Annotated in this window: 12 protein-coding genes; all 12 read left to right on the top strand. The window is 51.1% G+C overall.

The genetic code is table 11. The features are described 5' to 3' along the window. Positions 1 to 10: 10 nt before the first annotated feature. Entirely contained in the window at positions 11 to 361 is a 351-nt protein-coding gene (locus BLP55_RS10120) for an FtsL-like putative cell division protein (protein ID WP_091143510.1), read from the top strand. Next, the gene (locus tag BLP55_RS10115; RefSeq protein WP_091143096.1) at positions 355 to 2,364 is read left to right on the top strand and encodes a penicillin-binding protein; all 2,010 of its coding nucleotides are present in this window, start codon (positions 355 to 357) and stop codon (positions 2,362 to 2,364) included. Before BLP55_RS10120 ends, BLP55_RS10115 begins: the two co-directional genes overlap by 7 nt. Beyond that, positions 2,361 to 3,824 carry a UDP-N-acetylmuramoyl-L-alanyl-D-glutamate--2,6-diaminopimelate ligase gene (locus BLP55_RS10110; protein ID WP_091143093.1) on the top strand — a complete coding sequence of 488 codons (1,464 nt, stop codon included), beginning with the start codon at positions 2,361 to 2,363 and terminating at the stop codon, positions 3,822 to 3,824. Before BLP55_RS10115 ends, BLP55_RS10110 begins: the two co-directional genes overlap by 4 nt. A gap of 6 nt (positions 3,825 to 3,830) precedes the next feature. Next, a complete protein-coding gene (gene mraY, locus BLP55_RS10105; protein WP_091143089.1) occupies positions 3,831 to 5,057 on the top strand; it encodes a phospho-N-acetylmuramoyl-pentapeptide-transferase in 1,227 nt (408 codons plus the stop codon). Beyond that, positions 5,058 to 6,392, top strand: a complete 1,335-nt coding sequence (gene murD, locus BLP55_RS10100) for a UDP-N-acetylmuramoyl-L-alanine--D-glutamate ligase (protein WP_091143086.1) — start codon at positions 5,058 to 5,060, stop codon at positions 6,390 to 6,392. It abuts the gene before it with no gap. Positions 6,393 to 6,655: 263 nt separating this feature from the next. Beyond that, on the top strand, positions 6,656 to 7,993 hold the full coding sequence (locus tag BLP55_RS10095; protein ID WP_091143082.1) for an FtsW/RodA/SpoVE family cell cycle protein: 1,338 nt from the start codon (positions 6,656 to 6,658) through the stop codon (positions 7,991 to 7,993). 92 nt (positions 7,994 to 8,085) lie between these two features. Beyond that, positions 8,086 to 9,180, top strand: a complete 1,095-nt coding sequence (murG, locus tag BLP55_RS10090) for an undecaprenyldiphospho-muramoylpentapeptide beta-N-acetylglucosaminyltransferase (RefSeq protein WP_091143077.1) — start codon at positions 8,086 to 8,088, stop codon at positions 9,178 to 9,180. Positions 9,181 to 9,291: 111 nt separating this feature from the next. After that, the gene (murC, locus tag BLP55_RS10085) at positions 9,292 to 10,632 is read left to right on the top strand and encodes a UDP-N-acetylmuramate--L-alanine ligase (RefSeq protein WP_091143073.1); all 1,341 of its coding nucleotides are present in this window, start codon (positions 9,292 to 9,294) and stop codon (positions 10,630 to 10,632) included. Further along, positions 10,629 to 11,354, top strand: a complete 726-nt coding sequence (locus BLP55_RS10080; RefSeq protein WP_170826842.1) for a cell division protein FtsQ/DivIB — start codon at positions 10,629 to 10,631, stop codon at positions 11,352 to 11,354. Before murC ends, BLP55_RS10080 begins: the two co-directional genes overlap by 4 nt. Positions 11,355 to 11,360: 6 nt before the next feature. Next, positions 11,361 to 12,779, top strand: a complete 1,419-nt coding sequence (gene ftsA, locus BLP55_RS10075) for a cell division protein FtsA (protein ID WP_091143067.1) — start codon at positions 11,361 to 11,363, stop codon at positions 12,777 to 12,779. A gap of 61 nt (positions 12,780 to 12,840) precedes the next feature. Continuing rightward, entirely contained in the window at positions 12,841 to 14,823 is a 1,983-nt protein-coding gene (gene ftsZ, locus BLP55_RS10070; RefSeq protein WP_091143065.1) for a cell division protein FtsZ, read from the top strand. Between the two features lie 315 nt (positions 14,824 to 15,138). Continuing rightward, positions 15,139 to 15,588 (top strand): GatB/YqeY domain-containing protein, encoded by a 450-nt coding sequence (locus tag BLP55_RS10065; RefSeq protein ID WP_091143063.1) that lies wholly within the window; start codon positions 15,139 to 15,141, stop codon positions 15,586 to 15,588. Positions 15,589 to 15,593 lie beyond the last annotated feature (5 nt).

Genomic DNA, 15,593 nt, shown 5'->3' with positions numbered 1-15,593 from the left:
AGAAAAGAAAATGAAGCACGGCGTGTACAGCATCCTCAAGGCGCGGTACCTGATCAACGAAGACGCCAACGCGGCCAAGAACTGGCGGTTTATCGTTTTCCTGATTTTGCTGGCCATCCTGATGATCGCCAACACGCAGCGCTACGAGCAAAAAGTATTTAAGATTGTCGCCCTGACGAGCGAAGTCAAGGAATTGCGGTCGGAGTTTGTCGATCGGCGTTCAGAGCTCATGCAGCTCAAGATGGAATCGACCGTATCGGCGCAAATGGAAGGCAAACAAATCTTCCCTTCATCGGTGCCGCCGGTGAAAATCAAAGTCAAAAAAGAAGAACAAAAAGGATTTTTCAGCAACCTATGGTAAACGAAGACAAACATATTTCCTACCGGATGTATCTCGTGGCTTTCGCGATGTTTGTCATAGCGGCGGCCATCGGGGTCAAGCTGTGTAACATCCAATGGGTCGAAGGCGATTACTACCGCAAACTGGCCAAGGAACGTACGGTGCGTAATTTTGTGATTCCGGCCAACAAAGGCAACATTTATTCGTCCGATGGCAGTTTGCTCGCAACGTCGATTCCGAACTACGACATCCGTTTCGACGCAGTGGCACCCAAAGCCGAAAATTTCGAAAAGAACGTCAATTCCCTGGCCGATTCGCTGTCGATGTTGCTCGGCAAACCCGCCGGTTTTTACCAATCGGAATTGCGCAAAGCACGCGCCAACAAGAACCGCTATTACCTGATTGCGCGCGGGCTGAGCTATACGCAGTACATGAAAATGAAGACGTTTCCGCTGTTCAATCTTGGCGCGTTCAAGGGTGGGATGATCACCGAGCAGGAAACCGTCCGCGAATATCCGATAGGTAAAATCGCCTGGCGTACCATCGGCTATGAGCGCATCAACGAAAGCGGAAAGCACGTGGGTAAAGGCATCGAATGGGCCTACCGCAAATACTTGAACGGCAAGGACGGCAAGATCCTCAAGCAGAAAATCGCCAAGGGCCAATGGAAGCCCATCCGCGACGTCAACGAAGTCGAGCCGCAGGACGGTTTCGACGTCACATCGACCATCGACGTCTACATCCAAGACATCGCGCACCACGCGCTTTTGAAGCAGTTGCAAAAATACAAAGCCGATCACGGCTGTGTGGTGGTGATGGAAACCAAGACCGGTCAGGTCAAGGCCATTGCGAATTTGGGGCGCGCATCCAAAACAGACAGCACGTATTTTGAGACCGAAAATTATGCGATCCGCGAATCGCACGAACCCGGATCGACCTACAAGCTTGCCGATTTGATGGCGCTGCTGGAAGACAAAAAAGCCGATACCAGCGACGTGTACGACAGCCAAGGCGGCACCATCGTTTACCGCGGCAAAAAAGTGCGCGATTCGCACGAAGGCGGTTACGGCAAGATTTCGCTCGGCCGCGGCTTCGAAGTTTCGTCGAACACGGTTTTGGTGCAATCGGTTTACAACGCCTACAAAGACGATCCCAAACAATTCGTGGACCATCTGAACGATTTTGGACTCAACAAGCCGCTCGGTCTGCCGTTCGAAGGCGAGGGCAAACCGTACATCCCGCAACCGGGCGACAAACACTGGAGCGCCATTTCGCTACCGTGGATGGCTTTCGGATACGGTGTTTCGATCACCCCGCTGCAAACGCTTACGTATTACAATGCCGTGGCCAACAACGGAGAGATGGTCAAGCCGCAGTTCGTGTCGGAGATCAAGGAGTGGAACCGCACGATCAAAAAGTTCGAGAAAGAAGTCATCAACCCGAAAATTTGTTCAGACGAGACCCTGAAGAAACTGCACGCCGTTTTGGAGAATGTGGTCAAACGCGGAACCGCCGCGAAATTGTATTCCAAAGATTTCTCGATGGCCGGAAAAACAGGTACCGCGCAGGCGAACTACAACAAAAAAGACGGGACGGCCAAGCACTACATTTCGTCGTTCGTGGGTTATTTCCCGGCCGACAAACCCAAATATTCCTGCATTGTCGTGGTGCATGAACCCAGCACCGCGGGCAATGACTACTATGGAGCGGGTGTAGCCGGGCCTGTGTTCAAACGCATCGCGCAAAAGATTTTTACCGATGCGCCATCGATGAACGAAATCAAGAACATCGACAAAAAAGACGCCAAGACCGAAAAACTCTACGCGCAGTATTACGACAAGGCGCAACAAAAACACACCGTTGTCCCGAACCTCAAAGGTATGTCTGGGATGGATGCCGTCGCGCTGATGGGCAACCTGGGCATGAAAGTCAAGGTCGTGGGCATCGGCAAGGTAAAAAAGCAATCGATTCTTCCCGGGCAGCGCCTCGATAAGAATGCAACCCTCATACTCGAATTATCGTGACCGTACTCAAGGACATATTGTACAAAGTATCGATCGAAGCCGTCAAGGGTTCGACCGAGATCAACATCGGCAAGCTGGCGTTTGATTCGCGCCAGATTACCGTCGATGACGTTTTTGTGGCCATCCGCGGAACCGTCTCGAACGGGCACGATTTTATCGAAAAAGCCATTTCGCTCGGCGCGACGGCCGTTGTTTGCGATACGATGCCCGAGACGGCGCACGACCACGTGACCTACATCCAGGTCAAGGATACCAATAAGGCGCTCGCGTATCTGGCGGCCAACTATTTCGGGAACCCTTCGCAGGACTTGAAATTGGTGGGCGTTACGGGAACCAACGGCAAAACCACAATTGCGTCGTTGCTGTACCAGTTGTTCAAAAAAGCGGGGTACAAAGTGGGGCTTTTGTCGACGGTCAAAATCATGGTCGATGAGCTCGAGTTCAAGGCAACCCATACGACGCCCGATTCGATCACGATCAACAACTTCTTGCGCGATATGGTCGATGCGGGTGTAGACTATTGTTTTATGGAAGTGTCGTCGCACGGCGTGCACCAAAAACGTTCCGAAGGTTTGCAGTTTGCGGGCGGCGTGTTCACGAACCTGTCGCACGATCACCTCGACTACCATGCGACTTTTGCCGAATACCGCGACGTGAAGAAGTCGTTTTTTGATGCGCTTCCAAAATCGGCTTTTGCGCTCTCGAATGCCGACGACAAGAACGGGCCGGTAATGTTGCAGAACACACAAGCCAAAAAGTTGACCTATGCGTTGAAATCGTATGCCGATTACCGTGCGCAAATTTTGGAGAGCCAGTTGTCGGGTTTGCTTTTGAAGGTGAACGACAACGAGGTTTGGGTGCGGCTCATCGGCACCTTTAACGCCTACAACCTGCTTGCGATTTACGGCACGGCGGTCGAATTGGGTATGGATTCGCTCGAGGTGTTGCGTTTGTTGAGCGAACTCGAAAGCGTTTCGGGTAGGTTCCAATACATCATCTCCAACCAAAAAATAACGGCCATTGTCGACTATGCGCACACGCCCGATGCACTCGAAAACGTGCTGGCTACCGTGAACGACATCCGTACCAAGAACGAACAGCTCATTACCGTGGTGGGTTGCGGCGGCGACCGCGACAAGACCAAACGTCCGGTGATGGCGCGTATCGGGTCGGAACTCAGCGACAAACTGATCATCACGTCCGACAATCCGCGTACCGAAGACCCGAACCAGATCATCGCCGAGATGGAAGCTGGTGTCGAAGCGCAGAATTATAAAAAGATGCTCTCGATTACTGACCGCAAGCAGGCCATCAAAACCGCGTGCCAGTTGGCCAGCCCGGGCGACATCATCCTGATTGCGGGAAAGGGACATGAAACGTACCAGGAAATCAACGGCGTGCGCCACGATTTCGACGATATGAAAATAGTAACCGAATTGCTCGAAGAACTCCATAAATAGAAGACTATGTTGTACTATCTGTTTGAATATCTGTACAAAGAACACAACGTGCCGGGTACCGGGGTTTTCCAGTACATCACGTTCCGTTCGGGGATGGCGGTGATTTTGTCGCTGCTCATTTCGACGATTTACGGTAAAAAAATCATCGGGTTCCTCAAGCGCCAGCAGGTAGGCGAGACGGTGCGCGAGCTGGGGTTGGCGGGCCAAAACGAGAAGGCGGGCACACCCACCATGGGCGGGCTCATCATCATCATCGCGACGCTGATCCCGGTGCTTTTGTTCACCAAACTCAACAACATTTACATCATTTTGCTGATCGTGACCACGCTTTGGATGGGCACCATCGGCTTTATCGACGACTACATCAAGATTTTCAAAAAAGACAAACAAGGACTCAAAGGCATTTTCAAAGTCGTGGGGCAGGTAGGTTTGGGCGTCATCGTGGGTACGGTTTTGTACCTGCATCCGGGCGTGACGCTTAGAAAAGAAACCCCGTCTACGATTTCGCTGCGCCAAACCGAGAACGTGATCACGCAGGCGCCAATCGAAGAAAAATCGACCGCAACCACGATCCCGTTTTTCAAGAACAACGAACTCGACTATGCCGATTTGCTGCAATGGATGGGCGACGGTTACGAAAACTGGGCCTGGCTGGTGTTCATCCCGATCGTGATTTTCATCATCACGGCGGTGTCCAATGGTGCGAACCTGACCGATGGCATCGACGGGCTCGCGGCGGGAACTTCGGCCATCTCAGTGGTGGCGCTGGGCATTTTCACGTTTGTGTCGGGTAACATTATTTTTTCGAGTTACCTGAACATCATGTACATCCCGAATTCGGGCGAAATGACGGTGTTCATCGCGGCGTTTGCCGGGGCGCTCATCGGCTTTCTGTGGTACAATTCGTACCCGGCGGCCGTGTTCATGGGCGATACGGGTTCGTTGACCATAGGCGGCATCATTGCGGTGCTCGCCATCGCGGTGAGAAAAGAGCTGATGATTCCGCTGTTGTGCGGGATTTTCCTGGTCGAGAATTTCTCGGTGGTATTGCAGGTATCCTATTTCAAATGGACCAAGAAGCGGTACGGCGAGGGCCGGCGGATTTTTCTGATGTCGCCGTTGCACCACCACTACCAAAAGAAAGGATACCACGAGAGCAAGATCGTGACGCGGTTTTGGATTACGGGCATAATACTGGCCATTTTGTCGATCGTAACGCTAAAGTTAAGGTAGATGCAGCGGCTTGTAATCCTGGGCGGTGGCGAAAGCGGTGTCGGCACGGCCATTTTGGGGAAGAAAAAAGGATACGATGTGTTTGTGTCCGATAAGGGAAAAATAAAAAACAACTACCGCGAAGTTCTTACGATTAATGGCATCAAATGGGAAGACGAAACCCATACCGAGAAAAAAATCCTAAATGCCGATGTGGTCATGAAAAGCCCCGGTATTCCCGATAAATCGCCCATCGTCAAGGCGCTTCGGGAAAAAGGGATTCCGGTGATTTCGGAAATCGAGTTCGCCTGTAAGCACACCAAGGCCAAAACGGTCGGCATCACGGGAAGCAACGGCAAGACCACGACCACGATGCTCACCTACCACTTGCTCAAATCGGGCGGGTTGAATGTGGGTCTTGGCGGGAACATCGGCAAGAGTTTCGCCTGGCAGGTGGCCGAGGACAAATTCGACTGGTATGTGTTGGAACTCTCGAGTTTTCAATTGGACGGTATCGTCGATTACAAGCCCGAGATTGCGATCATCACCAACATCAGCCCGGACCATCTCGACCGGTACGATTACAAATACGAGAAATACATCGATTCGAAGTTTCGGATCACCATGAATCAAAAGAAAGACGATTTTTTGATTTACGACGCAGACGACGAAGCCATCACGAATTGGCTCCAAAATAACAAAATAAAAGCCCAACTAATTCCTTTCTCGATCACCAAACAGTTCAAGAACGGAGCCTACTTAAAAGACAACAACATGGAAGTAAACATCAACGAAGAAGAATTCATCATGGAAACCGAACATATTGCGCTCGAAGGCAAGCACAATATGAAAAATGCAATGGCGGCCACCTCGGTAGCCAAGTTGATGCAGATTCGCAAAGCCACGATCCGCGAGAGCCTTTCGAACTTCCAGGGTGTCGAACACCGGTTAGAGAAGGTGCTCAAGATTGGGAACGTACAATACATCAACGATTCGAAGGCCACCAACGTCAACGCGACGTTTTTTGCGCTCGACAGCATGACCACGCCAACGGTTTGGATTGTTGGGGGTGTCGATAAAGGAAACGATTATTCAGAACTGATGCCGCTCGTGCGCGAGAAAGTCAAAGGCATCATTTGCCTCGGGCTCGACAACAAAAAGATCATCGACGCGTTTGGCGCCGTCGTCGACGTGATGATCGAAGTAGACAACATGGTCGATGCCGTGCGCATGGGCCAACGCATGACCGAAAAAGGCGACGCGGTGTTGTTGTCGCCGGCGTGCGCGAGTTTTGATTTGTTTGAGAATTACGAGGATCGGGGAAGACAGTTTAAGCAGGCGGTGCAGAATTTATAAAGTCGAATGTCGAAAGTCAAAAGTCGAAGGACTTGGAGCCGGGAACCTGCTTTCGCCTTTATCTCTCCGCTGCGCTGCGAGGATATCGGCTCTATCAGGGCTAGGGCTCGAAATAAACGACAGGGCCCGCGTTAGGGATTGAAGCTGGGTGCCGCGCACCGCGTAAAGCCCGGCCGCGCGAACTAAACTAGATTAGAAGATAAGATGTGATGCGCGGCAACGCCCAGAATAAAAAATAACAATAAATAATAAACAATAACAAAGTGAAGCAGCTGCTGCAAAGTTTAAAAGGAGACAAAGTCATCTGGACGTTCGTCGCACTGCTCGCGTTGTTTTCGTTCATGCCGGTCTTTAGCGCGAGCTCGAACCTGGCCTACATGGGCCACGGTACGGGCAATACGCTCGGTTATTTGGCCAAGCATTTTGTGCACATTTGCATCGGGCTTGGCATCATTTACTGGGTGCACAAGGTGCCGTACCATTATTTTAGGGCGATTTCGATCGTGGCGCTGCCCGTCGTTTGGCTGTTGCTCGCCTATACGCTCGTCAAGGGAACCGTGATTGCGGGGGCCAATGCGAGCCGTTGGATCCAGGTACCTTTCATCGGGATCACGTTCCAGACCTCGACTTTGGCGTTCATCGTGCTGATGATTTTCGTGGCGCGTTACCTGTCAAAAAAACGCGAAACGCCGCTTACGTTCAAAAATTCGTTTTGGGAACTGTGGACGCCGGTGTTCGTGACGCTCGGGTTTATCCTCCCTGCCAACTTTTCGACGGCGGCGCTCATGTTTTCGATGGTGCTCATGCTGACTTTTATCGGCAAGTATCCGCTCAAATACATCGGCATCATCATCGGTGCGGGTATTGCGGCGCTGATGTTGTTCGTGCTCTTGAGCAAGGCGTTTCCCGATTCGCGTTTCTTTAGCCGTGTGCACACCTGGGAAAGCCGGCTCGAGAGCTTTGCATCCAACGATGAAAACAAAGACACCGACGACGAGCACTACCAGATCGAAAAAGCAAAAATCGCGATCGCTTCGGGCGGGATCCAAGGGCTCGGGCCAGGCAAGTCGGTGCAAAAGAATTTTCTGCCGCAGTCGTCCTCCGATTTTATCTATGCGATCATCGTAGAGGAATATGGTCTCATTGGCGGATTCACTGTGCTGGGGCTGTACATGCTGCTGTTTTTTAGGTTCATCGTGGCCGCGCACAAAGCCAATACGATGTTCGGCAAGCTGGTGGTCGTGGGCGTAGGCTTCCCGATTGTGTTCCAGGCGCTCATCAACATGGCCGTGGCGGTCGAATTGCTTCCGGTAACAGGGCAAACGTTGCCGCTGATTTCTTCGGGTGGTAGTTCGATTTGGATGACGTGTATCGCGCTGGGTATCATCATAGGCGTGACCAAGAAAGAAGAAGAAATCGCCGCCGAAAAAGAAGAAAAACAAAAACGCGAAGAAACACTCGCGCGCATGATCGACGCGCAAATCAAACGCGAGGAAGAGGCCGAAGCGGCGTTGCGCGAACAGGAAGAACTCGAAAAATCAGACGGCTATTCGATAGAAGACAACACCACCAACCCGATGAACGCGGTTATAAAGTCGTAAAGTCGTAAAGTCATAAAGTCATAAAGTCATAAAGTCGTAAAGCCATAAAGCCATAAGGTCGAGAGGCCAATAAATAATAACAATAAACAATAATGAATAAATTTCGATTCATACTAAGCGGCGGCGGCACCGGCGGGCACATCTACCCGGCCATTGCGATTGCCAATGAATTGAAGTCGCGTTTTCCCGACGCCGAGTTTTTGTTTGTTGGCGCCAAGGACAAAATGGAGATGCAAAAAGTGCCGCAGGCGGGTTATAAAATCCGAGGCCTTTGGATTGCTGGACTGCAGCGCAAACTCACGTTCGACAATACGTTGTTTCCCGTAAAACTGATCACCAGTTTGCTCAAGGCAAGAAGAATCTTGGCCGAATTTAAACCCGATGTCGTGATCGGTACGGGCGGATTTGCGAGTGGCCCGCTGTTGCAGGTCGCTTCGTTTGCGGGCGTGCCGAGCGTGATTCAGGAACAGAACTCTTACCCCGGCATCACCAACAAGCTGCTCGCCAAAAAGGCCAGCAAGATTTGCGTGGCTTACGACGGGCTCGAACGGTTTTTCCCGAAATCAAAAATCGTGTTCACGGGCAATCCGGTGCGGCAGGATTTGATCGATGTGGCGGGCAAAAGGGCAGAGGCCGTGGCCTATTTCAATCTCGATCCGAACAAAAAAACATTGCTCGTACTGGGCGGGAGTTTGGGTGCGCGACGCATCAACCAACTTATCGCCAAGGAATTGGTTGTGTTCGAAGCGCTGGGGTTGCAGGTCATCTGGCAATGCGGCAAATTGTACCACGAGCAATACCAGCATTTTGACGAAAAAACGAATGTTCAGGTGTTGGCGTTCATCGACCGCATGGATCTGGTGTATGCCGCGTCCGATTTCGTGATTTCGCGCGCCGGCGCTTCGTCGGTTTCGGAGCTGTGCATCGTGGGCAAACCGACGGTTTTTATCCCGTCGCCGAATGTGGCCGAAGACCATCAAACAAAGAATGCGCAATCAATAGTAGACAAAGGCGGCGCGATCCTGATCCGCGAAAGCGAACTCGATACCCAATTTTCTGGGATTTTCAACAAACTGGTTTCAGACGAAAACCTGCAACGGCAATTGTCTGACAACATGAAGAAACTGGCGAAAGTCAATGCGACCAAAGACATCGCCGACGAAATCGTGAAATTAATCAAGTCGTAAAGTCGTAAGGTCCTAAAGTCATAAAGGCTTGCGACCGAAGATGATTCAATAAATAAATAAACAAACAAAGGCACTGCCTTTAAGACCTTAAGACTTTAAAGACCTTAAGACATGAATTTAAGTCAAATCCATAACGTCTACTTCATCGGCATCGGCGGAATCGGCATGAGTGCACTCGCGCGGTATTTCAAGCACATCGGCAAAAATGTGCGCGGCTACGACAAAACGCGAACCATGCTCACCGACCAGCTTGCGGCCGACGGTATCGACATCCATTTTACCGACGAGATCGATTTGATTCCCAAAGATTTTTATGTCGAGAATACGCTCGTGGTCATCACGCCCGCGGTGCCGATCACCCATTCGGAGTGGAATTATTTTGTCGAGCGCCAATACCTGGTCATGAAACGCGCGGCCGTGTTGGGTTTGATCACCAAGGACACGTTTTGTTTTGCGGTGGCCGGCACGCATGGCAAGACCACCACGTCGAGCATCCTTGGGCACATCTTGTACGAGAGCGGTGCCGATGTGACGGCCTTTTTGGGCGGTATCGTCGAGAACTACGATTCGAACCTTATTGGTACCGGAAAATCGGTGACGGTAGTCGAGGCCGATGAGTTCGACCGGTCGTTTTTGCACCTGCATCCAGACATTGCGTGCGTGACGTCGATGGATGCCGATCATTTGGATATTTACGGAGATGCGTCGGCCATTGAGGCATCGTTTACCGAATTCGCCGACAAAGTCGAAGACAAAAGCAAGTTGTTCATCGCCAAAGGACTGCCGCTCGAAGGCGTTACGGTGGCGGTCAACCAGGATGCCGAGTACAAGGCGTTCAACATCCGCATCGACAATTCCCAATACGTTTTTGACGTGCAGACGCCTACCGGCATCATCAAAGATTTGCGGTTTGCCCTGCCGGGTACGCACAATTTAACAAATGCGCTGATGGCTTTGGCCATGGCCAGAACGTTCGGCACCCCGACCGACCGTATCGCCAAAGCCTTGGTGTCATTTAAAGGAATCAAACGCAGGTTTTCGTATCAGATCCAAACCGACGATTTGGTGTACATCGACGACTATGCACACCATCCGACCGAAATCAACGCGGTACACCAGGCCGTTTCCGAGCTGTATCCGGAGCGCGAAGTGTTGGCCGTATTCCAGCCGCATTTGTTTAGCCGTACCAAGGATTTTGCCGATGATTTCGCCAAAAGCCTGTCGGCATTCGACCAGGTGATCCTGCTGGATATTTATCCGGCGCGCGAGGAGCCGATCGAAGGAATTACGTCGGGTTGGCTGATGCAAAAAATGACGAATCCGAACACCAAATTGGTCGCCAAAACCGATTTGATTGCGTCGATCAAGAACAGCGGCAAAAAAGTCATCGTGACCATAGGCGCGGGCGACATCGGAGAAATGGTAAACGACATCAAAAAAGCGTTGTTATGAAAAATAAAATCAACTGGGACAGCATCAGATTGTTACTAATGTTGGCGTTAGTAATAGGATTGTATTCGTTTACGTCAAGCCGCAATGCACAAAGGAAATTGGCCAAATCGGTTGTGGTTTTCAGCACCGATTCAGACCCGTTTATCAAACAGGAAGCGGTTAATAAATTGTTAATAGAAAATAGAAACGACGCGAGAAGCATCCGAAAAGATAAAGTAGATTTGAACAAGTTGGAAAAGTCCATCGACAGCAACCCGATGATCGAAAAATCAGAGGTTTTTGTGAGCATCGATGGCGTCCTCAAAGCGGTCGTCAAACAAAAGACGCCCATCGCGAGGGTGTTCGACCAAAGCGGGTCTTTTTACATTGACTATCAAGGAAATGAGATGCCGCTTTCGGAAGAATTTACCGCAAGGGTTCCAATCATTTCGGGGGAAATTAACAAAGCAAACAGACAGGAACTGAGCAAATTGTTGCAATTTGTTTACGACGATGAATTTTTGAGAAAGAATATCATTGGCATCCAAGTTTTGTCCAATGGCAGCCTAAAAATGTTGAACAGGGATTTCGATTTTGCGATCGATTTCGGGAAAACCATCAACATCGAACGAAAATTCGGCAATTACAAAGCCTTTTTTCAAAAAGCGGTTACCGACAGTTCTTTGTACAAGTATAAAAACATCAACCTGAAATTCACACAGCAAGTCGTGTGCACCAAATAAAGGAATATGGAAAAAGAAAACATTGCAGTAGGTTTAGACATCGGGACAACCAAGATTGTTGCGATGATCGGCAAGAAAAACGAGTACGGCAAGCTGGAGATTTTGGGTGTCGGAAAGTCAAAGAGCCTTGGTGTGGCGCGCGGTGTGGTGAACAACATCACGCAAACGATCCAATCCATCCAACTCGCGATCACCGAAGCCGAGAACAAATCGGGCTACAAGATCAAGGACGTGGTGGTGGGCATCGCCGGACAACACATCCGCAGCATCCAGCACTCCGATTACATCAGCCGCAGCAATGCCGAAGAAGTCATCGGCGGCAAAGACATCGATTTGCTCATCAACCAGGTGCACAAACTCGCAATGTTGCCGGGCGAAGAAATCATCCACGTGTTGCCGCAGGAGTTCAAGATCGACGGGCAGTCCGACATTAAAGAGCCGATTGGTATGTACGGCGGACGTTTGGAAAGCAGTTTCCACGTGGTCGTAGGGCAGGCGTCTTCGATCCGCAATGTGGGCCGATGCATCCAAAGTTCGGGCATCGAATTGTCTGGACTCACGCTCGAACCGTTGGCTTCGGCCGATGCGGTGCTTTCTCAGGAAGAAAAAGAAGCGGGTGTGGCCTTGATCGATATCGGCGGCGGCACCACCGACCTCGCCATTTTCAAGGACGGCATCATCCGTCACACGGCCGTGATCCCGTTTGGCGGCAACGTCATCACCGACGACATCAAGGAAGGCTGCTCGATCATCGAAAAGCAAGCCGAATTGCTCAAGGTGAAATTCGGATCGGCATGGCCGGGCGAAAACAAAGACAACGAAATCGTTTCGATTCCGGGCTTGCGCGGACGCGAACCAAAAGAAATATCGCTCAAAAACCTGTCGAAAATCATTCACGCACGTGTGGTCGAGATCATCGAGCAGGTGTTTGCCGAAATCAAAGCCTACGGGCACGAAGACCCGCGCAAGAAATTGATCGCAGGCATCGTTCTAACGGGCGGCGGCGCGAACTTGAAACACATCAAGCAACTCGTCGAATACATCACCGGCATGGATACGCGTATCGGTTATCCGAACGAGCACCTCGCGGGGAATTCAGACGAGGAGATTTCGAGCCCATTGTATGCCACGGCGGTTGGGCTTGTGATGAACAGCATCGAGAACAAGACGCAAAGCGCGGTCAAGATCGAAACCCAAGTGGTTCCAGAAAAGGTGACGTTCCAAAAGGAGTACCAGTTCGACACCGTCAAGGCACCAGAACCTGCGGCTTATCAGGAACAACCTGCCGAGCCTAAGCCAGAGCCTGTGGCCGTTTATCACGAAACGGCGCAGCCCAAGCAGGAGTCTACCGAGGTCAAGATCCGCAAGTCGTTTTTTGACAAGTACGTAGACAAGATCAAGGAGTTTCTAGACAATGCAGAGTGATTAGAAACCCGACAGTAAAGCAAACAAGAAACAAAAGCATAAAACAGTAAACCAAAATATTATGACAAGCAACTCAGATTTTGGCAGCATTTCGTTCGACCTACCAAAGAACCAGTCGAACGTCATCAAAGTAATCGGTGTTGGCGGCGGCGGGAGTAACGCCATCAACCACATGTTCAAGCAGGGCATCAAGGGTGTAGATTTCATCGTCTGTAACACCGACTCGCAAGCCCTGCAAAACAGCGCCGTGCCGAACAAAATCCAACTCGGGGTGAACCTTACCGAAGGACTCGGTGCGGGCGCCAACCCTGAAGTAGGCCAGCAATCGGCCATCGAAAGCATCGCCGACATCGAAAAGATGCTCGACTCGAATACCAAAATGGTTTTCATCACGGCCGGTATGGGCGGTGGTACGGGAACCGGTGCGGCCCCAGTGATCGCACAATTGGCCAAAGAGCGCGACATCCTGACTGTGGGCATCGTGACCATCCCTTTCCAGTTCGAGGGCAAGGTTCGTTCAGACCAAGCGCTTATCGGGGTCGAGAAATTGCGTAAGCAGGTCGATTCACTGATTGTGATCAACAACAACAAATTGCGCGAGGTATACGGCAACCTGGGCTTTAAAGCAGGGTTCTCGAAAGCCGACGAAGTCTTGGCGACCGCCTCCCGCGGGATTGCCGAGGTCATCACGCACCATTACACCCAAAACATCGACTTGAAAGATGCCAAGACGGTATTGTCGAACAGTGGAACGGCCATCATGGGATCGGCTGTGGCCATTGGCGAAAACCGTGCGAAGGAAGCGATCGTTGCTGCGCTTGATTCGCCACTTTTGAACGACAACAAAATCACCGGCGCCAAAAACGTATTGTTGCTTATCGTTTCGGGCACCAACGAAATCACGATCGACGAGATCGGCGAAATCAACGACCACATCCAGGCCGAGGCCGGTTACAACGCCAACATCATTATGGGTGTGGGCGAAGACGAAACCTTGGGCGATTCGATTGCCGTGACCATCATTGCCACGGGATTCAACGTCGAACAACAAAATGAAATCGTCAATACCGAACCCAAAAAGATCATCCATTCGCTCGACGGCGAGCAAAAGCTGACGCACGATTTGACCAAGAAAAACCTCGCGTCTTTTAACGTGGGTTTCGACCAGCCGATCGCGAAGGCCGGAGAGAAAGTGGTTTTTGAACTGACCGAAGAAGAGCCCGCCGCCCAAGCCGAAACGCCTGTGGCCGAGGTCGAAGCGCCCATCATCAATACGATCGACGAACCCGTGCTTGACCCAAACGAACTCATCGTCATCTCTGAATTCATCAAGAACTTAGACGTGACGTTCGAAATCGTATCGCCCGAAAAACCGCTCGACTTTACCGCTACGCCAGCTTTCGACGTGACCGAGATCAAGGTGGTCGACCACCAGGTCGAGACGCCAGAATTGTCGTTCTCTTTCGAGTTGCCCGTGGCCAAGCCCGAAGTGACCGAAGCCTTTATCGACGAGAACAAAATCCTTTTCGAACTCACCGACGAAACCAAGGAAATCAAGGTCAACCAGCCGGTACAGGTGGTGCCCATGACCGAACTCAACGAGAACGGCATCGTCAAGTATTCGCTCGAAGAATACATGGAACTCGAGAACGACCTGCTTGGCTCGAAACCGGTCGAGAACAAAGAAGTGGCCGAACCGATCGCGCCCGAACTCGACATCAAAATGACGCAAAAAGAAGAAGTGCCATCGGCTTTCTCGCCAGCGTTCGAAGAGGTGTCGCCTATGGAAATGTCGATCGAGGAGACGCTTAAATTCCGCGCCGACGAGCGCCGCAGAAAGTTAAAGGAGTTCAACTACAAATTCCACAACAACCCATCGCGCATGGAGGAATTCGAAAAAGAACCCGCCTACAAAAGACTCGGAATAGACATATCGGGCAAGCCCGAAAACAATAACCAATCGCGTACATCGCTCGGGACCGACAGCAACGACGACATCCAGTTGCGTTCCAACAATTCGTTCCTGCACGACAACGTCGATTAAGCTAACTCAAACTCTAGCCTTGACCCGAATTTAGTATTAAGTTCGGGTTATTTTTTTTATCTTCGCGCAGGTTTTGGTTTGGGGCCACAATTCCGGCTGTACGCTGCAAGCTTTTGTCAAAAACCTTTTTTTACTGCGCCGCTTTCGGCTTCCGCTGGTCGCCGTCATCGTCGTGAAAAAAATAGGTTTTTCTCCAAAAGGCTTTCCGCTGCCATCCGGGGGCCGGTCCTGTGTAACGAATAACCAATCCACGAATTAACAACCCGAGGCGCAGCCGAACTGTATGGAGCGCAGCGGAGTAAATCCACAATCAAGATGAGTTTACAAACCCAAATCATGGACGAAATCAAAAACGCCATGAAAGCCAAAGATACCGTCGCGCTCGAGTCGTTGCGCGCCGTCAAGTCGGAGTTGCTGTTGTTGCAAACCGCAACGGGTTCTAAGGAAGAAGTATCTCCCGAAGAAGAAATCAAGTTGCTCCAGCGACTGGTCAAGACCCGTAAGGAAAGCGCGCGCATCTTTACTGAACAAAATCGTCCCGACTTGGCCGAACCCGAGCTCGCGCAAGCCGCCATCATCGAGCGGTTCCTTCCCGCGCAGCTCAGCGAAGCCGAAATAGAAGCGGTCGTAGCGCGTACCATCGCGCAAAGCGGTGCGTCGGGCATGGCGTCGATGGGCAAGGTCATGGGCTTGGTTTCTGCCGAACTCGCCGGAAAAGCCGACGGCAAGACCATCTCGACCATCGTCAAGAAATTGCTTTCCTAAAAATA

This window comes from Flavobacterium caeni (assembly GCF_900101895.1).
GTDB lineage: Bacteria > Bacteroidota > Bacteroidia > Flavobacteriales > Flavobacteriaceae > Flavobacterium > Flavobacterium caeni.
The sequence above is the reverse complement of the archived record's forward strand: the minus strand, read 5'-3'. Positions and strand labels throughout refer to the sequence as shown.

What these genes read in the sequence shown, in the direction of transcription:
- BLP55_RS10120 (WP_091143510.1), top strand. Translation starts at nt 11, where the DNA reads ATGAAGCACGGCGTGTACAGCATCCTCAAGGCGCGGTACCTGATCAAC.
- BLP55_RS10115 (WP_091143096.1), top strand. Translation starts at nt 355, where the DNA reads ATGGTAAACGAAGACAAACATATTTCCTACCGGATGTATCTCGTGGCT.
- mraY (WP_091143089.1), top strand. Translation starts at nt 3,831, where the DNA reads ATGTTGTACTATCTGTTTGAATATCTGTACAAAGAACACAACGTGCCG.
- murD (WP_091143086.1), top strand. Translation starts at nt 5,058, where the DNA reads ATGCAGCGGCTTGTAATCCTGGGCGGTGGCGAAAGCGGTGTCGGCACG.
- murG (WP_091143077.1), top strand. Translation starts at nt 8,086, where the DNA reads ATGAATAAATTTCGATTCATACTAAGCGGCGGCGGCACCGGCGGGCAC.
- murC (WP_091143073.1), top strand. Translation starts at nt 9,292, where the DNA reads ATGAATTTAAGTCAAATCCATAACGTCTACTTCATCGGCATCGGCGGA.
- BLP55_RS10080 (WP_170826842.1), top strand. Translation starts at nt 10,629, where the DNA reads ATGAAAAATAAAATCAACTGGGACAGCATCAGATTGTTACTAATGTTG.
- ftsA (WP_091143067.1), top strand. Translation starts at nt 11,361, where the DNA reads ATGGAAAAAGAAAACATTGCAGTAGGTTTAGACATCGGGACAACCAAG.
- ftsZ (WP_091143065.1), top strand. Translation starts at nt 12,841, where the DNA reads ATGACAAGCAACTCAGATTTTGGCAGCATTTCGTTCGACCTACCAAAG.
- BLP55_RS10065 (WP_091143063.1), top strand. Translation starts at nt 15,139, where the DNA reads ATGAGTTTACAAACCCAAATCATGGACGAAATCAAAAACGCCATGAAA.